This is a genomic window from Corynebacterium halotolerans (assembly GCF_050107895.1).
Lineage (GTDB): Bacteria > Actinomycetota > Actinomycetes > Mycobacteriales > Mycobacteriaceae > Corynebacterium > Corynebacterium halotolerans_B.
In genome coordinates, this window is the sequence record NZ_JBNILW010000008.1 from 22051 (window position 1) to 42472 (window position 20422).

The 20422-nt window shown below is 64.1% G+C and carries 24 protein-coding genes; 17 read left to right on the forward strand and 7 right to left on the reverse strand.

Features of this window, described 5'->3' with window-relative positions; all coding sequences use genetic code 11:
• Positions 1–215 precede the first annotated feature (215 nt).
• The 3 genes from ACQCVD_RS09165 to betT form a co-directional block, all read right to left on the reverse strand.
• The gene (locus tag ACQCVD_RS09165) at positions 216–2393 is read right to left on the reverse strand and encodes a catalase (RefSeq protein WP_426823438.1); all 2178 of its coding nucleotides are present in this window, start codon (positions 2391–2393) and stop codon (positions 216–218) included.
• A gap of 401 nt (positions 2394–2794) precedes the next feature.
• Entirely contained in the window at positions 2795–3271 is a 477-nt protein-coding gene (locus ACQCVD_RS09170; protein ID WP_426823439.1) for a pyridoxamine 5'-phosphate oxidase family protein, read from the reverse strand.
• Positions 3272–3496: 225 nt separating this feature from the next.
• Complete coding sequence (gene betT, locus ACQCVD_RS09175) at positions 3497–5782, reverse strand: choline BCCT transporter BetT (protein WP_426823440.1); 2286 nt, start codon at positions 5780–5782, stop codon at positions 3497–3499.
• 382 nt (positions 5783–6164) lie between these two features.
• Here betT and ACQCVD_RS09180 point away from each other — a divergent pair, with 382 nt between their 5' ends.
• The gene (locus ACQCVD_RS09180; RefSeq protein ID WP_426823441.1) at positions 6165–6950 is read left to right on the forward strand and encodes a formate/nitrite transporter family protein; all 786 of its coding nucleotides are present in this window, start codon (positions 6165–6167) and stop codon (positions 6948–6950) included.
• A 3-nt stretch (positions 6951–6953) separates the two neighbouring features.
• Here the strand turns inward: ACQCVD_RS09180 and ACQCVD_RS09185 are convergent, their stop codons facing one another.
• The 3 genes from ACQCVD_RS09185 to ACQCVD_RS09195 all read right to left on the reverse strand — a co-directional run bounded on the left by ACQCVD_RS09185 (position 6954) and on the right by ACQCVD_RS09195 (position 9097).
• Positions 6954–7769 carry an aldo/keto reductase gene (locus ACQCVD_RS09185; protein ID WP_426823442.1) on the reverse strand — a complete coding sequence of 272 codons (816 nt, stop codon included), beginning with the start codon at positions 7767–7769 and terminating at the stop codon, positions 6954–6956.
• A gap of 38 nt (positions 7770–7807) precedes the next feature.
• A complete protein-coding gene (gene fdhD / locus ACQCVD_RS09190) occupies positions 7808–8668 on the reverse strand; it encodes a formate dehydrogenase accessory sulfurtransferase FdhD (protein ID WP_426823443.1) in 861 nt (286 codons plus the stop codon).
• 132 nt (positions 8669–8800) lie between these two features.
• Positions 8801–9097, reverse strand: coding sequence for a DUF6457 domain-containing protein (locus tag ACQCVD_RS09195; protein ID WP_426823444.1), 297 nt, complete (start codon positions 9095–9097; stop codon positions 8801–8803).
• A gap of 397 nt (positions 9098–9494) precedes the next feature.
• On the opposite strand from ACQCVD_RS09195, the gene rpsH reads away from it, so the two are divergent.
• From rpsH to ACQCVD_RS09230, 7 genes are all read left to right on the forward strand, one after another.
• Positions 9495–9893: a 30S ribosomal protein S8 gene (gene rpsH / locus ACQCVD_RS09200; RefSeq protein ID WP_426823445.1), complete on the forward strand. Its 399-nt coding sequence runs from the start codon at positions 9495–9497 to the stop codon at positions 9891–9893.
• Positions 9894–9910: 17 nt separating this feature from the next.
• On the forward strand, positions 9911–10447 hold the full coding sequence (rplF, locus tag ACQCVD_RS09205; RefSeq protein WP_426823446.1) for a 50S ribosomal protein L6: 537 nt from the start codon (positions 9911–9913) through the stop codon (positions 10445–10447).
• A 2-nt stretch (positions 10448–10449) separates the two neighbouring features.
• A complete protein-coding gene (rplR, locus tag ACQCVD_RS09210) occupies positions 10450–10857 on the forward strand; it encodes a 50S ribosomal protein L18 (protein WP_426823447.1) in 408 nt (135 codons plus the stop codon).
• Positions 10858–10897: 40 nt separating this feature from the next.
• Entirely contained in the window at positions 10898–11527 is a 630-nt protein-coding gene (gene rpsE / locus ACQCVD_RS09215) for a 30S ribosomal protein S5 (protein WP_426823448.1), read from the forward strand.
• Between the two features lie 2 nt (positions 11528–11529).
• Entirely contained in the window at positions 11530–11715 is a 186-nt protein-coding gene (gene rpmD, locus ACQCVD_RS09220; protein ID WP_426823449.1) for a 50S ribosomal protein L30, read from the forward strand.
• A 3-nt stretch (positions 11716–11718) separates the two neighbouring features.
• Entirely contained in the window at positions 11719–12168 is a 450-nt protein-coding gene (gene rplO / locus ACQCVD_RS09225) for a 50S ribosomal protein L15 (protein ID WP_426823450.1), read from the forward strand.
• Between the two features lie 564 nt (positions 12169–12732).
• Positions 12733–12882 carry a hypothetical protein gene (locus ACQCVD_RS09230; RefSeq protein ID WP_426823451.1) on the forward strand — a complete coding sequence of 50 codons (150 nt, stop codon included), beginning with the start codon at positions 12733–12735 and terminating at the stop codon, positions 12880–12882.
• Here the strand turns inward: ACQCVD_RS09230 and ACQCVD_RS09235 are convergent.
• Entirely contained in the window at positions 12863–13270 is a 408-nt protein-coding gene (locus tag ACQCVD_RS09235) for an aldehyde dehydrogenase family protein (protein ID WP_426823453.1), read from the reverse strand. The genes ACQCVD_RS09230 and ACQCVD_RS09235 overlap by 20 nt on opposite strands.
• Positions 13271–13644: 374 nt before the next feature.
• On the opposite strand from ACQCVD_RS09235, the gene secY reads away from it, so the two are divergent.
• The 9 genes from secY (at position 13645) to ACQCVD_RS09280 (ending at position 20404) form a co-directional block, all read left to right on the forward strand.
• A complete protein-coding gene (secY, locus tag ACQCVD_RS09240; protein WP_426823454.1) occupies positions 13645–14967 on the forward strand; it encodes a preprotein translocase subunit SecY in 1323 nt (440 codons plus the stop codon).
• Complete coding sequence (locus ACQCVD_RS09245) at positions 14964–15509, forward strand: adenylate kinase (protein ID WP_426823455.1); 546 nt, start codon at positions 14964–14966, stop codon at positions 15507–15509. The genes secY and ACQCVD_RS09245 overlap by 4 nt, the downstream gene beginning before the upstream one ends.
• A 112-nt stretch (positions 15510–15621) precedes the next feature.
• Positions 15622–16416: a type I methionyl aminopeptidase gene (map, locus tag ACQCVD_RS09250; protein WP_426823456.1), complete on the forward strand. Its 795-nt coding sequence runs from the start codon at positions 15622–15624 to the stop codon at positions 16414–16416.
• 64 nt (positions 16417–16480) lie between these two features.
• Complete coding sequence (locus ACQCVD_RS09255) at positions 16481–17227, forward strand: L,D-transpeptidase (RefSeq protein WP_426823457.1); 747 nt, start codon at positions 16481–16483, stop codon at positions 17225–17227.
• Between the two features lie 250 nt (positions 17228–17477).
• Positions 17478–17696, forward strand: coding sequence for a translation initiation factor IF-1 (gene infA / locus ACQCVD_RS09260; RefSeq protein WP_003854422.1), 219 nt, complete (start codon positions 17478–17480; stop codon positions 17694–17696).
• 189 nt (positions 17697–17885) lie between these two features.
• Entirely contained in the window at positions 17886–18254 is a 369-nt protein-coding gene (gene rpsM / locus ACQCVD_RS09265) for a 30S ribosomal protein S13 (protein WP_426823458.1), read from the forward strand.
• A 3-nt stretch (positions 18255–18257) separates the two neighbouring features.
• Positions 18258–18662 carry a 30S ribosomal protein S11 gene (gene rpsK, locus ACQCVD_RS09270; RefSeq protein ID WP_426823459.1) on the forward strand — a complete coding sequence of 135 codons (405 nt, stop codon included), beginning with the start codon at positions 18258–18260 and terminating at the stop codon, positions 18660–18662.
• Positions 18663–18689: 27 nt separating this feature from the next.
• Entirely contained in the window at positions 18690–19295 is a 606-nt protein-coding gene (gene rpsD, locus ACQCVD_RS09275) for a 30S ribosomal protein S4 (RefSeq protein WP_426823460.1), read from the forward strand.
• A 92-nt stretch (positions 19296–19387) separates the two neighbouring features.
• Positions 19388–20404: a DNA-directed RNA polymerase subunit alpha gene (locus tag ACQCVD_RS09280; protein WP_426823461.1), complete on the forward strand. Its 1017-nt coding sequence runs from the start codon at positions 19388–19390 to the stop codon at positions 20402–20404.
• The last annotated feature ends 18 nt before the right edge of the window (positions 20405–20422 follow it).

Below are 20422 nucleotides of genomic sequence, written 5' to 3' on the forward strand. Positions count from 1 at the left end.
GCGCCGACTGTGAGGGCCGCCGAAGAAACGCTGCTTCGGGAAGCGGTCTTCTGCTGTGCGGGGGTGGCGGTGCGGGTATGTCTCTCCCTTGTCCCGCTTTGGCCGGGGCCGGAGGAGGGACGTCCCCATGCAACTGGATGTCTCATCATCTCTGTCACCGATGGCGAAACCCCGGGAGGGACGGTTCACGTCCTCCCGGGGTCTCAGGGAACCAGCTACACAGCCTGAGCCGGCTGCTGGCGGGTCCACACACGGTGCTTTGCCAGCAGAGGCGTCAGCTCGCCGAGGACCTTGGACAGCTTCTTCTCCACGATCACGCCGTCAGCGGAGACGTCCACGCCCATCTGCTCGACGTCCGGCTGGGCCTCGGGGCGTAGGGCCAGGGCCTTCTGGTGGCGGAAAATCTCGTCGACGAGTACCCGGGCGGCCGGTACCGTCGCCGCCGAGGGCACGTCTGCCACGATGACCGCATCGAACTCGATCGAGCGGGCGGTGAGGTAGGTGCGCGAGACATCCACGTCAGAGCCGCCGAGCTTGCCACCCGTGGTAGAGACCACCAGCGGCGTCATGCCCGCATCGAAGATCTCCGACACCAGTTGTGCGACCTCATCCGCCGGGGATTCCTCGGTGGTCAAAATGCCGATCTGGCGCCCGTCGGCCGGCCATTCCTCGCCCACCTGGGACAGTGCCGGGCTGGGGACGACCCTGGCGACCTCGGCTGGCTCCGGGGCCGGGAGACCGAGGTCGGCGGCCACCGCCTCGGCAAGCCCCTGATCCACGTTCGCCAGCGACGTGACCACACGCTCCTTGACGGCCTGCTCGTAGCACTTGCCCACCTCGAAGCTGATCGCGTCCTTCAGGTGCTGCTGCTCCACGTCGGACAGGCTCATGTAGAACAGGCGGGCCTGCGAATAGTGGTCGTTGAATGACGCCGGCTTCTTGCGGGTGGACTGGGCGTTCCTGATCTGCATCGGGATGTCGATCAACGCGCCCTCGTCTTCGCTGGCGGGGAACGGGTTGCCGCCGTCCAGGGAATTCGGGTGGTAGGCTCCGCTGCCCTTGTGCACCGCAGCCTGGTGGTAGCCCTCGCGGAACATGTCGTTGACGGGGGCGTGCGGGCGGTTGATCGGGATCTGGGAGAAGTTCGGCCCGCCCAGTCGGATGAGCTGGGTGTCCAGATAGGAGAACAACCGTCCTTGCAGCAGCGGATCCTCCGAGACATCGATACCGGGAACGAAGTGGCCGGGGTGGAAGGCCACCTGCTCGGTTTCGGCGAAGAAGTTGGAGGGGTTGCGGTTGAGGGTCAGCGTGCCGACGATCTGCACCGGCGCGAGTTCCTCGGGAACGAGCTTCGTCGGGTCGAGCAGGTCAATGCCCTCGAAGGTGCGTTCCTCATTGTCCGGGAACACCTGCAGACCGAGGTCCCACTCCGGGTAGGCGCCCGCCTCAATGGCATCGGCCAGGTCGCGACGGAGGAAGTCCGGGTCCGCACCGCCGGTGATCTGTGCTTCCTCCCACACCTGCGAGTGCACGCCGAGCTTCGGCTTCCAGTGGAACTTCACCAGGGATGTCTCACCCTTGTCGTTGATCATGCGGAAGGTGTGCACGCCGAAGCCCTCCATCATGCGGTAGGAGCGCGGGATGCCTCGGTCGGACATCTGCCACAGGGTGTGTGCGGTGGCTTCGGTGTGCAGGGAGATGAAGTCCCAGAAGCCGTCATGTGCGCTCTGGGCCTGCGGGATCTCACGGTCCTGGCTCGGTTTGGCCGCGTGGATGATGTCCGGGAACTTGATGGCGTCCTGAATGAAGAACACCGGGATGTTGTTGCCCACCAGGTCCCAGACGCCCTCGTCCGTGTAGAACTTCGTGGCGAACCCGCGCGTGTCACGGGCGCTGTCCATTGAACCGCGGTTGCCGACGACCTGGGAGAACCGGGTGAATACCGGGGTCTCCTTGCCCTTTGCGAACACGCCGGCCTTGGAGATTGAGGAGGCCGCGCCGTTGGCGACGAACACGCCGTGAGCAGCGGAACCACGGGCGTGGACGACCCGCTCCGGGATGCGCTCGTGGTCGAAGTGCATGATCTTCTCCCGCAGGTGATGGTCCTGCAGGAGGACGGGACCACGCTCGCCGGCACGCAGCGAATGATCCGTCTCGGACACCCGCGCGCCCTGCGCCGTGGTCAGATATTTGCCCTGCTGGGCCATGTCCTCGGGATCGGCGTCGAGACGCTTGCCGGTGGGGGTGTGGGGGACCGGTCCGCCCTGATCGGGCTTGGGCGGGGCCGGGTCCGTCGGGGTGGTCGGCTCCTCGACCTCGGGGGTGATGGAGTTCGGTGCGCCAGGGACGACGTGAGCGGCGTCCTGGGCCTTCTTGTCTGCGGGTGAAGTCATGATTTTCTCCTTCAGGCATGGGGAGCCGCGGCTGGAAGAACGCGGTGAGTGCTTTTTGCGTAGTGCACGAGCTCTCAATCTCCGATCATATGCATGGTCCCCGTCACATTTCAGAAATTCTTTATTCGAGCCCGGTCACCTGCAGCTCTCCCGGCTCGGGGCGTCGGGTTCAAGCTGTGGCAGGGCTGGCGCTGTGGCGGTGGATAGTGGCCCCCGTGGCTGGGACGCGGGGTGTCCGGGAGAGGCGGGGTGGCAGATCAGCAAAAGGCGGACCCGGGCCACCAGTCCGGGATGCTGTGCCTGATGGTGGTCCGGGCCGCGAGGCGGACAGCGGTGCAGCGAGCCGGCTATCTCACGCTGGGTCGCCTGCACACGCGGGGGAGTGCCCGGGGGAACCGGCGCTACAGTTCCATGGTCCCGGAATCGCCCCCCGTGCGGTCACCGGAGATGCGGGACTTCACGATGCGGGCCAGCGCGGACATCTTTCCTCCCGGCAGGCCCCAGAACTGGGCGGACTCGGAATCAGCCCTGATCAGGCCGACAGCGGAGTCATCCTTCCCCTCGAACCAGCCCTCCACATCCTTGTTCCACAACTCGTCGATTTTCGCACGGTCATCGATGAACGTGACGTCGGCCGCCACCGACAACCAGGCGCCAGCTTCAGCCACAGACAAATTCACCTGTGAGCTGGCCTTCAGGGCTTCAGCGTGCCCGCCCGTGAGCGAGATGAAGAACCATACGTCCGCATCGTCCGTGACCTGCTGGGGAACCATCGGGTGGGACACCAGCTTGCCGTCCGCGCCCGCGGTGGTCATCATGACCCAGCTCGCATCGCGGAGCTTGTCCACAACATCTTCCTTCGTGATTTCATCAGCCATAACGGTTGCCTCCTCGGTAGGGAATCCGCGGCCGGGTGCCGCGCCGGATGCGGCCCAGCATAGGTGCCAGGAGTGTGGTGGGCCACATTTACGACGCGCCTGTCGACGCCGCGGACGTCAATCGGGGCAGTTGCGCCCGGGGGATCCTCGGGTGAGACATGACAATGCCGCGGTGCGTGCCGGGAAAGGGCGCACACCGCGGCGTCGTCAAGCGGGGAGAGGGAGCTACTTCTTGCCGAAGTCCTCGAAGGTCTCCTCGGGAGCCTCGGGCTCGTCACCGGTGACGTCCTCCACGGGGGCGTCGACCGGGGCGGCCGCCGGCACCGGCGGGGTGATCACGGTGTCGGTGAGGGACTCAGCGGAGTAGCTGAGGAATCCGAGGTGGGACTCGAAGCGGTCCAGAACGTCGTCGATCACCTGCTGCTGGCTGACACCGTAGAGGTCATAGCCCTCGGAGCCGGTGTGGGTGAACACCTCGAAGCGGTAGTACTTCTTGATCTCCGGGGACGGCCGGGCACCGAAGGTCGGGACCGGGGTCTCGATGGGGGCCACCTCGTAGAGGAAGCTGCGGTGTCCGGAGATCTCCACCTGGAAGGAGTACTCCTGCAGACCGCTCTCTTCCTGCTCCCGGGTATCGAGGAGGACGTCATAGCCCTCCTTGCGGAACTCCTCCGCAACGGTGGTCAATGCCGGGGCAACCGTCTGGTTGTTGAAACGGTTGGCGGAATTCAGGTCCGGGTAGGAGCGCAGGCTGGACAGGCGCTGGCGGATCGTGCGGTTGGGCGTGTGCCCACCGGTGGTGGCCTCGCTGCGGCGACGGCGGACGTGGCCCTCGCGGTCGGCCCGCTCCATGCGCAGTGCCCGGGTGAACGACATCATCACCAGATAGGCGACGATCGTGACCGGCAGGGCGAAGATCAGGGTGGCGTACTCCATGGTGACCACACCACCGGCCATCAGCATCGCGATGGTCAACACGGCGGTGACGATGGCCCAGAAGATCCGCAGCCACTTCGGCCCATCCTCGCTGGGATCGGGGATGGAGGCGGAGAAGTTGGACATCACCATCGCGCCGGAGTTGGCGGAGGTCAGGTAGAACAGCAGGCCCGACAGGGTGGCCAGGCCGACGAGGAAGGTTGCGCCCGGGAACATCTCGAGCAGGGCGTACCAGCCCTGCTCCGGGTTGTTGACGGCCAGTTCCCCGAAGTCGGTGTTGCCCTGGAAGACGACCTCGTAGATCGCGGAGTTACCGAACAGGGACACCATGACCAGGTCGCAGAGCACCGGGATGGTGATGGCGGCGCCCACGAACTGGCGCAGGGTGCGGCCACGGGAGATGCGGGCCAGGAACAGTCCGACGAAGGGGCCCCAGGCGAGCCAGAAGGCCCAGAAGAACAGGGTGTTACCGGCCATCCAGTCGCCACCGCCGGCCTCGTAGCCCATGGTCTGGGTGATGCGTTCCGGCATGGTCCAGAAGAACCGCCCGACGTTCTCCACCAGGGCGTTGAGCAGAAAGGCGGTCTTGCCGGTGACCAGGATGTAGAGCATCATCGCGGCGGCGACCCAGAGGTTCGCCTCGGAGATGATGCGGATGCCCTTGTCCACGCCCGAGGTGCAGGCGGCGATCGTCATGACGACGGCGACCAGGACCAGGGCAATCTGCAGGCCGAGGCCCTGGGGGAGTCCGAACAGGATGGAGAAGCCGACGTTGAGCAGGACGACGCCGATACCCATGGAGGTGGCGACACCCATGACGGTGCCGACCAGGATGATGATGTCCAGGACGTCACCGGTGGCGCCACGGACCCGCTTGCCCAGCAACGGGTAGAGCGCGGCACGGACGGACAGCGGCATTCCCCAGCGGTAGGCGAAGTAGCCCATCGCCATGCCGAGGAGCGCGTACATGGACCAGCCGGCCATACCGTAGTGGAACATGGTCCAGATGACGGAGTCCTGCAGCGCGTCGGCGCTGGCGGGGTCGGCATTGGGGGGTGTGATGAAGTGGCTGATCGGACCGGTCACGGAGTAGAAGAGCATGTCGATGCCCACGCCGGCGGCGAAGAGCATGGCGACCCAGGTCAGCAGCTTGTACTGCGGCCGGGAATGGTCCGGCCCCAGTCGCACGTTGCCCTCCCGGGAGAGGGCGACCCAGATGACGAAGCCGATCACGATGGTGACGGTCAGTACGTAGAACCAGCCGACGTTGGTGCCGATCCAGCCGACCACGGTGGCCATGGTGCCGGCGGCATGGTCCGGTGCGAAGATCGCCCAGAGGGAGAAGGCGAGGATAATCGCCGAGGAAATGATCAGCACCTGCCAGTTGACCTTCGTGCCCACCTGGTCTGCGACCTCTTCGCGGCGCTGGAGCATTTCGGCACTGGACTTGGGTGGGCGCTTCTCCTGGCGGGCCTCGACCTTGTCAGTGCGCTGGCTTCCGCCGAGCTTTTCCCTGTCAACCGTAGGTCTGGATCGTTCGTCATAAGGAAGGCCACTGTCTTGCGACTCAGCCATACACACACTCTCTTTCCATGTTCGGTTGTGAAGAAAACAGTGCGTCACCACGCGGCTGCCTCCATCACCAGATGGGGAGAAGTGCAGGCCACGGGCACGCACAGAAGCCCTATAGTAACTCTCCTGACGGCTAATGCATAAAGTCCCGGATATTACGGAGCTGTCCGCCGGGGCCGCGGACAAGGGGTTAAACCGCAGTAAGCGACCATTATTCAACGCTTTCGGCGGGGGAATGTTCCCGGGAGGAAATGTGAATAAATTCACAGCAAAGCGATACGGAAAGAACGGGGACTATCGGCTACACTGCCGCCTCCAATTCGGTCAGCGTCGTCTGAATGTGTTGGAATGCTCTAGATGACACCAACTATGTGGAAGGCCCTGAATGAGTTTGAACGATAGTGTCCTGGCGGCGGTGGACAAGAAGGACGATCTGTTCACCCACGACTTCGGCCGCTTCGCCGTTCGCGCGATCCTGGCCGGGGTCTACCTGACCCTCGGTACCGCCATGGCCGTGGTGGTGGGAGATGCGGTGGAGAACCTGGCCCCGGGACTGGGGTCCGTCACCTTCGGCTTCCTGTTCTTCATCGGACTGACCTGCATTATCTTGTTGGGGGCGGAACTGGCCACCGGCAACATGATGTACCTGGTCTTCGGGGCGATGAACAAGCGGCTCAGCTGGGGCAGGGGGACGGTGATCCTGCTGGTGACCACCATCGGCAACCTGGTCGGTGCGCTGCTTGTGGGCTTCCTGCTCGCGCAGGCGGCCAGTTTCTCGGAGATCGGCCCGGAACACCTGCTCGGCACTCTCAGCGAGGGCAAGCTCACCAAGGAGCCGCTCGGCCTGTTGATCGAGGGAATCCTCGCCAACTTCGTGGTCAACATGGGTATCGTCGGCGCCGTTCTGATCAAGGAGTTCATCGGCAAGTTCTTCCTGCTGATGTTCGTCATCGGTGCCTTCGTGATCATGGGGCTGGAGCACCTGATCGCGAACTTCTCACTGTTTTCCCTGGCGATGTTCTCCGTGGATCCGATGATTGAGTCCATGACTGTCGGCAGCGTGGCCCTCAACTGGGTGATCGTGTTCTTCGCCAACACCATTGGCGGCGGCTTCCTCATGGGTGGGGTCTATGCCTGGCTCAATCGGGGGCGTGACACCTACCGGGACTGACGGTTAGAACTCCTCGTATTCCGCCGGGTCCTGGTTCTTCAGTCGGCGGCCGTCGTCCCCGATCGCGGTCACCGCTGCCACGGACTCGCGGGAGATCCGCTTACCGACGGCCGCGAGGTTCAGCTTCTGCCGCTGCGGTGAGGCGGATCGGGGCAGGGGAACCGTTCCGATCGCCGCGTGCCAGGCCAGCATCAGTTCCCCGGGGGACATGTCCTCGGCCCGGGCGGTCTCAGTGATCACCGGGTCTTCCAGTAGCGAGCCGCGGCCCAGGGGGCTCCAGGCCTCGACTGTGATGCCGTGCTCCCGATGCCACTGCAGGACCTCTGTCTGTGGGAACAACGGATGCAGCTCCAGCTGGTTGACCACCGGGGTCACACCGGTCTGCTCGCGAAGCTCGGCAATGTGCTCGGGGAGGAAGTTGGAGACGCCGATGTGCCGGACCAGCCCCTTCTCCTGCGCCTCGATCAGCGCGTGCCAGGCTTCCACGAATTTTCCCTGCCGCGGGTTGGGCCAGTGGATCAGGTACAGATCCAGGTGCTCCAGCCCCAGGCGGAACAGGGACTCCTCGATGGCGGTCAAGGCGTCATCGTGCCCGTGGTAGCGGCCGGGCAGCTTGCTGGTGATGAGCAGCTCATCCCGGTCGACCCCGGAGCTGGTGATGGCTGCTCCGACCGCCCCTTCGTTCTCGTAGTTATAGGCGGTGTCCAGTAGCCGGTAACCGCTGTCGACGGCAGTGCGGATCTGACCCGCACCCGCGGCGCCCCGCAGGCTCCACGTGCCGAGGCCGATAGGGGGCAGGGTGATCTGATCGGTACTCATGCGGCCGATGATAGGTCAGTCCACTCCGGGCCGGAGGGTCATTCGCCCGCCTCCGGGCGGGCGGGGGTGAGTTCTCCGGAATAGAGGTTGAACCGCCCACCCCTGGTGAAGCCGGTCAGCGCCATGCCTGCCTCCCGGGCCAGCTCAACGGCCAGGGAGCTGGCGGCGGAGACGGCGACGAGGGCGGGGAAACCGGCCATCACTGCCTTCTGCACCAGCTCGAAGGAGGCGCGGCTGCTCATCACCAGGATCAGGTCCTCGGCCGGCAGCTTCCCATCCAGGAGGAGCGCACCGATGACCTTGTCGGCAGCGTTATGGCGGCCGATGTCCTCCCGGATCAGCAGGGGTTCGCCGTCGCGGGTGAAGGCGCCGGCGGCGTGGATGCCGCCGGTACGCCGGAAGGCTTTCTGGCCCTCGCGCAACTTGTCCGGCAGTGAGACCACCACCTGGGGGTCCAGCGGCATCGGGGTGAGCGGATGAGCGCGCTTGTCCATGATCTGCTCGATTGAGGTGGATCCGCAGACCCCGCAGGCGGAGGTGGTGGGTACGGCGCGGATGAATTCCGGACCGGGCTGCTGGACTCCCGTGGCCAGATCCACCTCCAGCAGATTGTAGGTGTTCCGGCCATCCGGTCCGGTGGCCCCGGCGCAGTAGCGGGCCTCGTGGACGTCAGCCGCGGAGCTGATGAGCCCCTCCGAGTACAGGAAGCCGTGAATGAGCTCGATGTCATTGCCCGGGGTGCGCATCGTGGTGGTCAGTGTGGGGCCGCCGACCCGCAGCTCCAGTGGCTCCTCCACTGCGACGGTGTCCGCGCGGGTGTCCGTGTGGAACTTGGCTGCTGGGTCGGAAGAAGTGACCTCGACGCGGGTGACGGCGAAATTCCGGGTGATCCTTCCCATCTATGCGGTCTCCTCTGCGCGGCTCACGGCGATGGTGCGCCTAGTGTCCGGGGCAGGCAGGTCAGACACAGGCGGTTGCGGGCACGAACTGAACATGCCCTGAGTCTATCGCCGCCTTAAGTCCCGGAACACTCACCCGTCAGCGCGGTCGGTCAATAGCTCCGTGATGAGCGTGATACGCTCCCGGACCGCTGCCGCGGATTCTGCGGCACCGGCGTCCGGGGACAGCTCCCGGCCCGCGGCCAACCCGACCAGGAAGGCGGTCACCGGAGCCGCCGGTTTGGACGGACCGTGGGCGACGTCCCGGGTGAGATCAAGCAACTCGCCCACTAGGCCCCGGACCACGGCGGGGTCCTGGCCCAGCTCCGTGGACACCCGAGACAACCATTCGTGGGCGGAGTCGAGCGTGGGGTCGGACTGTGTGCTCATCGGGTTCTCTCCTTATCAATGGGGCATCGCTGCCATCCGACTGTAGTGTTCCTGCCCCTGGTGGTGGTCGGTGCGGACCGGGTGGACACCATCTCCGGGGAATCGGCGAACCGCCCCGCAGCATGGGCTGCGCGCGCCACGGCGGAGATTTTGTGATAAGAGTGCGAGCAGGTAGTGTAGGCCAGCGGACTACTGCGCAGTTCAGCGCAGTCTAGCCCGCAAGAACATTTGAAACTCAACTTTGTTACAGGCCCCCCGCCACCATGCGGACCGCGTGCGATAAGGGCAGCGAGCGCCCCAGGCTATTGAGTCTGGGGAGCGTGAAGTGGCTCGAAAACTCGCGGAGAACGCTCAGGTGGGAAGGGAACCGTAGCAAGAAAGGCAACGGTCACCTCATATGACCATGACTGATCCCATCGCGGACATGCTGTCGCGCGTGCGCAACGCTAACCACGCGCACCATGACATCGTGTCGATGCCTTCCTCCAAGATCAAGGCGAACATCGCCGAGATCCTGAAGCAGGAAGGCTACATCGCCAACTACAACGTCGAGGACGCCAAGGTCGGCAAGACCCTGTCCCTCGAGCTGAAGTACGGCCCGTCCCGCCAGCGTTCCATCTCTGGCGTCCGTCGTGTCTCCAAGCCGGGTCTGCGCGTGTACGCAAAGTCCACCAACCTGCCGCAGGTTCTCGGCGGCCTGGGCGTGGCCATCATCTCCACGTCCCAGGGTCTGCTGACCGATCGCCAGGCTACCGAGAAGGGTGTAGGCGGAGAAGTCCTCGCCTACGTCTGGTAAGGGAGGATTGAACTACTATGTCGCGTGTCGGTAAAGCTCCGATCACCATCCCGTCCGGCGTCGAGACCAAGATCGACGGCCAGCTCGTAGAGGTCAAGGGCCCGAAGGGCACCCTGTCCACCGAGATCCCGGCCCCGATCAGCGTCGCTGTCGAGGAGAACGAAATCCAGGTTGTCCGCCCGGATGACCACCGCAAGAACCGTTCGCTGCACGGCCTGTCCCGCTCACTCGTCAACAACATGGTTGTCGGTGTGACTGAGGGCTACACCATCAAGATGGAAATCTTCGGTGTGGGCTACCGTGTTCAGCTCAAGGGCAAGGACCTCGAGTTCTCCCTGGGCTACAGCCACCCCGTCCTGATCGAGGCTCCCGAGGGCATCACCTTCGCCGTCGACGGAAACACCAAGTTCTCGATCGCGGGCATCAACAAGCAGCAGGTTGGACAGATCGCCGCCAACATCCGTCGTCTGCGGAAGGACGACCCGTACAAGGGTAAGGGCATCCGCTACGAGGGCGAGCAGGTCCGTCGCAAGGTCGGAAAGACGGGTAAGTAAGCATGAGCAACTCCGCAGAAACCAAGCAGAAGCGCACCCCGGTCGGCAAGGACATCTCCACCCGCCGTCGTGTCGCTCGTTCCCGCCGCCACTTCCGTATCCGCAAGACCCTGCGTGGTACCCCCGAGGCACCGCGGCTGGTCATCCACCGCTCCTCGCGTCACATGCACGCCCAGCTGATCGACGACATCGCCGGTCACACCGTTGCCGCCGCCTCCACCGTCGAGCCGGAGCTGCGCTCCCTCGAGGGTGACAAGAAGGCCAAGGCAGCCAAGGTCGGCGAGCTGATCGCTGAGCGCGCCAAGGCCGCTGGCTTTGAGCAGGTCGTCTTCGACCGTGCGGGCTACAAGTACCACGGCCGCGTCGCTGCGCTGGCCGAGGCTGCACGTGAGGGTGGTCTGAAGTTCTAATGATCACCAGCAACCAGAACATCTACGGAAGGAACGCGTAATGCCGGGACGTGAACGGCGTGACGGCGGACGCTCCGCCGACGATAGCCAGAACAAGAACAAGAACGAGCGTGGCGGCCGTCGTAACGACCGCCGCAACCAGCAGCAGGACGAGCGCTCCCAGTACATCGAGCGCGTTGTCACCATCAACCGTGTCTCCAAGGTCGTCAAGGGTGGTCGTCGCTTCAGCTTCACCGCTCTCGTGATCGTGGGCGACGGCCAGGGCATGGTCGGCGTCGGTTACGGCAAGGCCAAGGAAGTTCCGGCCGCCATCCAGAAGGGTGCCGAGGAAGCTCGCAAGAACTTCTTCCGCGTCCCGATGGTCGCCGGCACTATCACCCACCCGGTCCAGGGCGAGGATGCCGCAGGCATCGTCATGCTCAAGCCGGCTGCCCCCGGTACCGGTGTCATCGCCGGCGGCGCTGTCCGTCCGGTGCTCGAGTGTGCCGGCATCCAGGACATCCTCACCAAGTCCCTCGGCTCGGCCAACGCCATCAACGTCGTCCACGCCACCGTGGCCGGCCTGAAGGAGCTGGTCCGTCCGGAGGAGGTCGCCGCTCGTCGCGGTAAGGCCGTCGAGGATATTGCTCCGGCTCGTATGCTGCGCGCACGCGCAGGGCAGGAGGCATAATCATGGCTCTCAAGATCACCCAGAAGAAGAGCAACATCGGTGTCAAGCCGATGCACCGTTCTAACCTGCAGAGCCTCGGCCTGCGACGCATCGGCCACAGCGTGGTCCGTCCCGACACCGCTGCGGTGCGGGGTCAGATCAACGTGGTGCGTCACCTGGTCGTCGTCGAAGAAGTGGCGGGGGAGTAAAACATGAGCGATCCCATCAAGCTCCACGACCTGCGCCCCGCAAAGGGCGCCAACAAGCCGAAGCACCGCGTTGGTCGCGGTGAAGGCGGCAAGGGCGGTAAGACCGCTGGCCGCGGTACCAAGGGTACCCACGCTCGTAGGCAGGTTTCGGCCGCTTTCGAGGGTGGCCAGATGCCGCTGCACATGCGTTTGCCGAAGCTCAAGGGCTTCAAGAACCCGAACAAGGTCACCTTCCAGGTCGTCAACGTCGTCGACCTCGAGAAGACCTTCCCGGAGGGTGGCGACATCACCGTCGCCGACATCGTCGCCAAGGGCCTGGTCCGCGCTAAGCAGCCGGTCAAGGTTCTGGGCAACGGCGACCTCAGCGTCAAGCTGAACGTCACCGCAGACAAGTTCTCCAGCTCCGCCAAGGAGAAGATCGAGGCCGCTGGCGGCTCGGTCACCGAGGCCTAGTTACCTAGGTTTCGCTGGAGACCGTCCGAAGGTCTCGACCTGATCCCCTGTGATCGGTGCTTAATTGCACTGATCACAGGGGATTTTTCGTGCCATGTGCTCGTAGGCCCTCGGGTGGGCAGCTGTGCGCACGGCTAGACGGGTGCGGGGCATGAGACGTCGGGGAGTTGACTTGGTGATGCGGGAAATCGACGGCGATTGATACCGATGTCCCTTGAAGACAGGCGGCGAGATGGGACGGCGGCCTGCCCCGCCGGGCTGCCCGGGTCGACTGGGCCCGGGCTCCAGTCGGCTGACCGGCAGCGGGAGAAGCCGACGAGGTTTTCCGGCCGTCGGTGGACTTAAAGTATCGATGCGGGCGGGGGCCGTCGATAGTGGAAAGATAGAACGTTTGTGCTATAAGTTGAGTTGATCGGGTTGTTGGCCGCCCAACGGCAGGCCGTCCGGCCGCCCGTTCGTGGCCAACTGCACGATCATCGGATGGGGCCGCACACTGGAGGCCACCTGTGTTTCTGGATGGTGCCCTACCGCTGTGCCTGATAACGCGATACCGGAGGAGCCCCGATGAAGCCCAATACCTTTGAGATCCAGATCCTTGACCGGTGCAGGTGGACCACCATCGCCACCGTCGAGAAGCGCAAGGAAGCGAACAAGGCCCGGCGCCAGGCACGATTTTTCTATCCTGCGGTCCGGGTCAGTCAACCAACGGTCTGATGAGTAGTCGAGGGGAGCCACCCGGCAACGTCGGGGAAGGCTGCCTTTTCCATCGGAAGCTCCGGAAACTGCCCCGTTCGCCGGTGAACGGATTATGGCTCAGGTATGCACTCAACCCCTCGATCCCGTACTCGACACCCATGCTGTAATCATGCCTGCCGCCGAAGGGCGCGGAGCGGTTGGAGCTGAAGAAGTTGGTGCCGCCAGAGTTGGAGCCCACTTGCCGGGCGACCGCCAGCACGGCTGTTTCCTCGGTGCCGAAAACCAGTCGTCCTAATCCGAACTCGGTATTATCGGCCGACTCGAGTGTCTCGTTCGCGTCGTGGGTGTCGTCGTATTTCAGGATCGTGGTGACGGGGCCGAAGATCATCTCCCGGGCGATCTGCATGGACGTGAGGGCCGGTGTCCGGCAGACTTGGCGTGGGCGCGGCGGGAGTGTCACTCGGCCGGTTTTCTTGCTCCATGTATCAGCCTGGTAGGCAACTCCATCCTTGTACGGCGACAGCTGGCTACCTGGCGGGGAAATGCGTTGCGCGCCGGACGACGGGGCCGACGTGGCCCCCGTATCCTCCCCTGAAAGTATGGCACTCCTAACAGTCGCGGTACTGGAGTGGGAGGGGTGCGGGGTGGCTGGTAGGCTAAACAGGTCAATCGTGCCCATTTATGTTCTCAGGGCCAGGATAGGAATTACACATCTTCTCGACCTCGACCGGACTGCACCAGCAGGCGGGCACCGGGGGAGGGCGAGTTCCAGGAGGATACGTGTCCGCCATTATTTCGGCATTCAAGGACGCCGACCTTCGCAAGAAGATTCTTTTCACCCTTGCGATGGTCATTCTGTACCGCATCGGTGCACAGATCCCGTCCCCCGGCGTGGATTATGCGCAGATCAGTGGCCGCTTGCGGTCGCTGACCCAGGAGGAGGGCAGCGTCTACTCGCTGATCAACCTCTTCTCCGGTGGTGCGCTACTGCAGCTGTCGATCTTCGCGATCGGCATCATGCCCTACATCACGGCGTCGATCATTGTGCAGTTGCTGACCGTGGTCATCCCGCACTTCGAGCAGTTGAAGAAGGAGGGGCAGTCCGGGCAGACCAAGATGACCCAGTACACGCGTTACCTGACGCTGGGACTGGCGTTGCTGCAGTCTGCGGGCATCGTCGCCCTGGCGGACCGGGAGCAGCTGCTCGGCCAGGGCATCGCCGTGCTGGACGCGGACCGGAACATCTTCGATCTCATCCTCCTGGTGATCGTGATGACCTCCGGCGCGATGCTGGTGATGTGGCTGGGTGAGCTCATCACGGAAAAGGGCGTGGGCAACGGTATGTCGCTGCTCATCTTCGCCGGTATCGCCACCCGCGTTCCCACCGACGGCATGAACATCCTCACCAACTCCGGCGGAGTCGTCTTCGCCGCCGTGGTGGTCGCGGTGGTCATCCTGGTGGTCGGCGTGGTCTTCGTGGAACAGGGACAGCGCCGCATTCCGGTGCAGTACGCCAAGCGCATGGTGGGCCGTCGTCAGTACGGTGGGTCCTCCACCTACCTGCCGCTCAAGGTCAACCAGGCCGGCGTGATTCCAGTCATTTTCGCGTCCTCGTTGGTGTACATGCCGGTGCTGATCACCCAGATCATCAGCTCGGGGGACCCCGCCGCCACGGACAGCTGGTGGCAGCGCAATGTGATCCAGTACCTGCAGACGCCCTCGTCCTGGCAGTACATCGTGCTCTACTTCGTGCTCATCATCTTCTTCTCCTACTTCTACGTCTCAGTGCAGTATGACCCGAACGACCAGGCTGAGAACATGAAGAAGTACGGTGGATTCATCCCGGGTATCCGCCCGGGCCGGCCGACCGCCCAGTACCTGGGCTACGTCATGAACCGTCTGCTGTTCGTCGGTGCGGCCTACCTCGGCATCATCGCCGTTCTGCCGAACATTGCGATGGACATGGGGGTGGGCAACGCCAGCGCCGGCATGACCGCCTTCGGCGGCACGGCCATCCTCATTCTGGTTTCGGTGGCGCTGACCACCGTGAAGCAGATTGAAAGCCAGCTTCTGCAAAGCAACTACGAAGGACTACTCAAATGAGACTCGTACTCCTCGGGCCCCCCGGGGCCGGCAAGGGCACCCAGGCCGCACTTCTCTCCGAGAAGCTGGCTGTGCCGCACATCTCCACCGGTGATCTCTTCCGCGCCAACATCGGTGAGGGCACCCCGCTCGGCGTCGAGGCGAAGCAGTACATCGATGCCGGCCAGCTCGTCCCCACGGATGTGACCGCCCGCATGGTCAAGTCCCGTCTGGCCGAGGCCGACGCCGCCGACGGTTTCCTGCTGGACGGCTTCCCCCGCACCGTGGAGCAGGCGGAGATCCTCTCCTCCCTGCTCGAGGAGAGCGGTCAGCGACTGGACGGCGTGCTGAACTTCAAGGTTTCCGAGGATGTCGTCGTGGAGCGCATGCTGGCCCGTGGCCGTGCGGACGACAACGAAGAAACCATCCGGACCCGCCTCGCGGTCTACCGCGACGAAACCGCCCCGCTGATCGATCACTATGGTGAGCAGATCATCGACATCGAGGCCGAAGGCACCGTCGACGAGATCAACGCCCGGGCCCTGCAGGCCCTCGGCAAGTAGGACTTCCGGAGCACGCTCCGCCCCGCACGGGACCGCGACCTGTCATCCAGGTCCGGTCCCGTTCCGCTTCCCGTCCCAGAAAACCACGAAGTACAGCTAGGAGACGCATATCATGGCATTTCGTTCGAAGAGGCGACCGATCCCGGGAAAGAGTCCCGCCGAACTCGATGCGATGCAGGCCGCCGGGGAAATCGTCGGCCGCACCCTGCAGGCCGTCAAGGCGGCTGCCAAGCCGGGGGTGAGCACCCTCGAACTGGACGGGATCGCCGAGGCGACGATCCGTGAGGCCGGCGCCTACCCCACCTTCCTCGGCTACCAGGGCTTCCCCGGCTCCATCTGCACCTCCGTCAATGAGGTGATCGTCCACGGCATCCCGGGCCGGGAGACCATTCTCGAGCCGGGTGACCTGGTCTCCGTGGATTGCGGCGCCACCTTCAACGGGTGGGTGGGGGACTCAGCCTGGTCTTTCGGCATCGGCGAGATCGACGAGGACGTGGACAAGCTCAACCGGGCCACCGAGTGGGTCCTGCACGAAGGATTGCAGGCAATGGTGCCGGGCAACCGTCTCACTGATGTCTCCCATGCTCTGGAGCTGGCGACCCGGGAAGCGGAGCGCAGGTTCGGGGTGGACCTGGGCATCGTCGACGGCTACGGCGGGCACGGCATCGGCCGGACCATGCATGAGGACCCCTACCTCGCCAATGAGGGACGCCCCGGTAGGGGACCACTCATCCAGGAGGGTTCCGTGCTGGCGATCGAACCGATGCTCACCCTCGGTACCGAGGACTCCGCTGTGCTCGAGGATGACTGGACGGTGGTCACCCTGGACGGTTCCTACGCCGCACACTGGGAACACACGGTGGCGGCGACCGCCGAGGGGCCGCGCATCCTCACCCCCCGAAAGTAAGGGAAGAAAAGGTAGTTCGCGCAGTATTGCGTGGGAAGTCGGATCATTGTTTATACTTCGCAATATGTCCCATAAGCCTCGTCACGCCAAGCCCTCCGCGACCAAGCGTCGAGTCGCCGTGCTGGCTTCGTCCGGTGCCGCTGCCGCCGCCCTGCTCTCCGCTCCCGTCACCGCCCATGCCGCACCGGTCCTGCCGATCAGCGGTTCCTCGGATATCGGGGATATTGAAGCTCAGCTCCGGGATCTGGGGGCCAGCGGTGAGGAGAACGCCCGTGACGCTGCCTGGGAATTGCGCAACAACCTGCATAATCAGGCCGGCACCCTACCACCGGAGACCGCCCGCGGCGCCCGGGACGCCGTGGATAACGCCGTCAACGCGGTCTTTCCCGGCCTGATCGCCGCGCGAACCGCCCCGGCCCCCGCTCCCGCACCGGGGCCCGCCCCGGCGCCGGAGTTCGACACCGGAACCTGCCCGGCGGAGGCCGATGTCTGTGTCGACCTGGACGGTGGCCGCTCCTGGCTGCAGGAAAATGGTGAGGTCAGCTATGGCGCGGTACCGGTTTCCGCTGGCGGCATCGGGCAGGAGACCCCGCGGGGCACCTTCCATGTCAACCGGAAGGTCAAGGACGAGGTCAGCCACGAGTTCAACAATGCCCCGATGCCGTACGCGATCTACTTCACCTACAACGGCCACGCCTTCCACCAGGGCAACGTCGCCACCACCTCAGCCGGTTGTGTCCGTCTGAACCAGGCCGACGCCGTCCACTACTTCAACACCCTGCAGGTCGGGGACATGGTCCATATCTACTGAAACTGAGCCGCAGGCTCTCCGCCGCCCCACGCTCCACTTCCGGAGGTGGGGCGGCGGTGCTCGCGCGGGCGACACGCCCGGCAGTAACCCGCGCAAAAACTCGCGCTCTTTGCATTGACGCAGGACAACCGGTAAGCTCTACCAACGGTGTATGTGCACAACATGCACCGGCACAAGCTGTGGAATTATTGGTGCCGCGTCAGGCCTCCGGAACACCCTGGAGTCGGCCGGCACCGGGAATGCGGAGGATATGGCTAAGGAAGGCGCAATCGAGGTTGAGGGTCGCATTGTCGAGCCCCTGCCCAACGCAATGTTCCGTGTCGAGCTCGACAATGGACACAAGGTTCTCGCTCACATCAGTGGCAAGATGCGCCAGCACTACATCCGTATCCTCCCCGAGGATCGTGTCGTGGTGGAGCTTTCTCCCTACGATCTGACCCGCGGACGCATCGTCTACCGCTACAAGTAAAGCATCCGCCTTCCCGCTCTGAGCACGCCGGACCGCAACTGGTTCGAGCGTGCTTGACACACCTGTGGCCACGGTGGCTACAGCCCCATGAATCTCAGCCCATCGTCCGGAATCCGACCGGGCAAAGTGCTGTTTGGTGGGGGCGAGCGGGGAGAAAACCACCGTACAAAACCGGAAAGGTAATGCCGCATGGCACGTCTAGCTGGAGTTGACCTCCCGCGCAATAAGCGCATGGAAGTCGCTCTCACCTATATCTACGGAATCGGCCCCGCCCGTTCCAAGCAGCTTCTGGAGGAGACCGGCGTCTCTCCCGACCTGCGTACCGACAACCTCACTGATGAGCAGATCTCCGCTCTCCGTGACGTGATCGAAGGCACCTGGAAGGTTGAGGGCGACCTCCGCCGCCAGGTCCAGGCCGACATCCGTCGCAAGATTGAGATTGGCAGCTACCAGGGTCTGCGCCACCGTCGTGGCCTCCCGGTTCGCGGCCAGCGCACCAAGACCAACGCCCGTACGCGTAAGGGTCCGAAGAAGACGATCGCCGGAAAGAAGAAGTAACTCATGCCCCCGAAGACTCGCTCTGGCGCGCGCCGCTCTGGCCGTCGCGTCGTAAAGAAGAACGTGGCCCAGGGCCACGCCTACATCAAGTCCACCTTCAACAACACCGTCGTGTCGATCACCGACACCACCGGTGCCGTCATCTCCTGGGCCTCCTCCGGCCACGTCGGCTTCAAGGGTTCGCGTAAGTCGACCCCGTTCGCCGCTCAGATGGCCGCCGAGAACGCCGCCCGCAAGGCGATGGATCACGGCATGAAGAAGGTCGACGTATTCGTCAAGGGCCCGGGCTCGGGCCGCGAGACCGCTATCCGTTCCCTCCAGGCCGCCGGCCTCGAGGTCAGCTCGATTTCGGATGTCACGCCGCAGCCGCACAACGGTTGCCGTCCGCCGAAGCGTCGTCGGGTTTAATTCAGGGAAAGGAAGAGGTAACCAACAATGGCTCGTTACACCGGCCCAGCAACCCGTAAGTCCCGTCGCCTCCGCGTAGACCTTGTCGGCGGAGACATGTCCTTCGAGCGTCGCCCCTATCCTCCGGGACAGGCAGGCCGCGCCCGCATCAAGGAGTCCGAGTACCTCCTGCAGCTGCAGGAGAAGCAGAAGGCTCGTTTCACCTATGGCGTGATGGAGAAGCAGTTCCGTCGCTACTACGCCGAGGCCAACCGCCTCTCGGGCAAGACCGGTGACAACCTGGTCATCCTGCTCGAGGCCCGCCTCGACAACGTCATCTACCGCGCAGGTCTGGCGAACACCCGTCGTCAGGCTCGCCAGCTCGTCTCCCACGGTCACTTCACCGTGAACGGCAAGAACGTCAACGTTCCGTCGTTCCAGGTGTCCCAGTACGACATCATCGATGTCCGGGACCGTTCCAAGAAGATGAACTGGTTCGAAGAGGCTCAGGATAACCTTGTCGACGCCGTCGTCCCGGCCTGGCTGCAGGTCGTTCCGTCCACCCTGCGCATCCTCGTGCACCAGCTGCCCGAGCGCGCTCAGATCGACGTTCCGCTGCAGGAGCAGCTCATCGTCGAGTTCTACTCGAAGTAACACTGCCGCCCGGCCCCGGCCGGGATGCAGGAATCTTCACCATCCTTTCCGTCCAAGACGTCAAATAGCGGTCGTCACCCAAGGAGAGTCCCATGCTCATTTCCCAGCGCCCCACCCTGACCGAGGAGTACATCGACTCCGCGCGCTCGAAGTTCGTCATCGAGCCGCTCGAGCCCGGTTTCGGTTACACCCTCGGCAACTCGCTGCGTCGCACCCTGCTGTCCTCGATCCCCGGTGCTGCCGTAACCAGCATCAAGATCGACGGTGTGCTGCACGAGTTCACCACCATCAACGGTGTGAAGGAGGATGTCTCCGACATCATCCTGAACATCAAGGGTCTGGTCCTGTCCTCCGACTCGGATGAGCCGGTGGTCATGTACCTGAACAAGGAGGGCCCGGGTGAGGTCACCGCAGGTGACATCCAGCCCCCGGCCGGCGTGGAGATCCACAACCCGGATCTGCACATCGCCTCGCTGAATGAGCAGGGTCGTCTGGACATCGAGTTCGTTGTGGAGCGCGGTCGCGGCTACGTGCCCGCCGCCCTGAACAACGGCAGCGGTGACGTCGGCCGGATCCCGGTCGACCAGATCTACTCCCCGGTACTCAAGGTCAGCTACAAGGTTGAGGCCACCCGTGTCGAGCAGCGCACGGACTTCGATAAGCTGATCATCGACGTCGAGACCAAGAACTCCATCACCGCCCGCGATGCCATCGCGTCCGCCGGTGGAACCCTGGTCGAGCTGTTCGGTCTCGCCCGCGAGCTGAACACCGCCGCAGAAGGCATCGAGATCGGACCCTCCCCGCAGGAGACCGAGTACATCGCCGCCTACAGCCTGCCGATCGAGGAGCTCAACTTCTCCGTTCGTTCCTACAACTGCCTGAAGCGCCAGGAGATCCACACCGTCGGTGAACTCGCCGAGTGCACTGAGTCGGACCTGCTGGACATCCGTAACTTCGGTCAGAAGTCGATCAACGAGGTGAAGATCAAGCTCGCCGGTCTCAACCTGACGCTCAAGGATGCACCCGAGGACTTCGATCCCTCCTCCCTGGAGGGCTATGACGCCGCAACCGGCGACTACATCGACCTCGACACCGAAGATTCCGAGTAAGACGACTAGGGCGAGCCA

Bases quoted from the DNA above. Each gene is read 5' to 3' on its own strand.
- ACQCVD_RS09280 (WP_426823461.1), top strand. From the start codon at position 19,388: ATGCTCATTTCCCAGCGCCCCACCCTGACCGAGGAGTACATCGACTCC.
- infA (WP_003854422.1), top strand. From the start codon at position 17,478: ATGGCTAAGGAAGGCGCAATCGAGGTTGAGGGTCGCATTGTCGAGCCC.
- rplR (WP_426823447.1), top strand. From the start codon at position 10,450: ATGAGCAACTCCGCAGAAACCAAGCAGAAGCGCACCCCGGTCGGCAAG.
- betT (WP_426823440.1), bottom strand. From the start codon at position 5,782: ATGGCTGAGTCGCAAGACAGTGGCCTTCCTTATGACGAACGATCCAGA.
- fdhD (WP_426823443.1), bottom strand. From the start codon at position 8,668: ATGGGAAGGATCACCCGGAATTTCGCCGTCACCCGCGTCGAGGTCACT.
- ACQCVD_RS09180 (WP_426823441.1), top strand. From the start codon at position 6,165: ATGAGTTTGAACGATAGTGTCCTGGCGGCGGTGGACAAGAAGGACGAT.
- map (WP_426823456.1), top strand. From the start codon at position 15,622: ATGGCATTTCGTTCGAAGAGGCGACCGATCCCGGGAAAGAGTCCCGCC.
- rpsD (WP_426823460.1), top strand. From the start codon at position 18,690: ATGGCTCGTTACACCGGCCCAGCAACCCGTAAGTCCCGTCGCCTCCGC.
- rpmD (WP_426823449.1), top strand. From the start codon at position 11,530: ATGGCTCTCAAGATCACCCAGAAGAAGAGCAACATCGGTGTCAAGCCG.
- ACQCVD_RS09165 (WP_426823438.1), bottom strand. From the start codon at position 2,393: ATGACTTCACCCGCAGACAAGAAGGCCCAGGACGCCGCTCACGTCGTC.
- ACQCVD_RS09170 (WP_426823439.1), bottom strand. From the start codon at position 3,271: ATGGCTGATGAAATCACGAAGGAAGATGTTGTGGACAAGCTCCGCGAT.
- rpsM (WP_426823458.1), top strand. From the start codon at position 17,886: ATGGCACGTCTAGCTGGAGTTGACCTCCCGCGCAATAAGCGCATGGAA.
- rpsH (WP_426823445.1), top strand. From the start codon at position 9,495: ATGACCATGACTGATCCCATCGCGGACATGCTGTCGCGCGTGCGCAAC.
- ACQCVD_RS09255 (WP_426823457.1), top strand. From the start codon at position 16,481: ATGTCCCATAAGCCTCGTCACGCCAAGCCCTCCGCGACCAAGCGTCGA.
- rpsE (WP_426823448.1), top strand. From the start codon at position 10,898: ATGCCGGGACGTGAACGGCGTGACGGCGGACGCTCCGCCGACGATAGC.
- ACQCVD_RS09195 (WP_426823444.1), bottom strand. From the start codon at position 9,097: ATGAGCACACAGTCCGACCCCACGCTCGACTCCGCCCACGAATGGTTG.
- ACQCVD_RS09230 (WP_426823451.1), top strand. From the start codon at position 12,733: ATGAAGCCCAATACCTTTGAGATCCAGATCCTTGACCGGTGCAGGTGG.
- rpsK (WP_426823459.1), top strand. From the start codon at position 18,258: ATGCCCCCGAAGACTCGCTCTGGCGCGCGCCGCTCTGGCCGTCGCGTC.
- rplF (WP_426823446.1), top strand. From the start codon at position 9,911: ATGTCGCGTGTCGGTAAAGCTCCGATCACCATCCCGTCCGGCGTCGAG.
- ACQCVD_RS09245 (WP_426823455.1), top strand. From the start codon at position 14,964: ATGAGACTCGTACTCCTCGGGCCCCCCGGGGCCGGCAAGGGCACCCAG.
- rplO (WP_426823450.1), top strand. From the start codon at position 11,719: ATGAGCGATCCCATCAAGCTCCACGACCTGCGCCCCGCAAAGGGCGCC.
- ACQCVD_RS09235 (WP_426823453.1), bottom strand. From the start codon at position 13,270: ATGCAGATCGCCCGGGAGATGATCTTCGGCCCCGTCACCACGATCCTG.
- ACQCVD_RS09185 (WP_426823442.1), bottom strand. From the start codon at position 7,769: ATGAGTACCGATCAGATCACCCTGCCCCCTATCGGCCTCGGCACGTGG.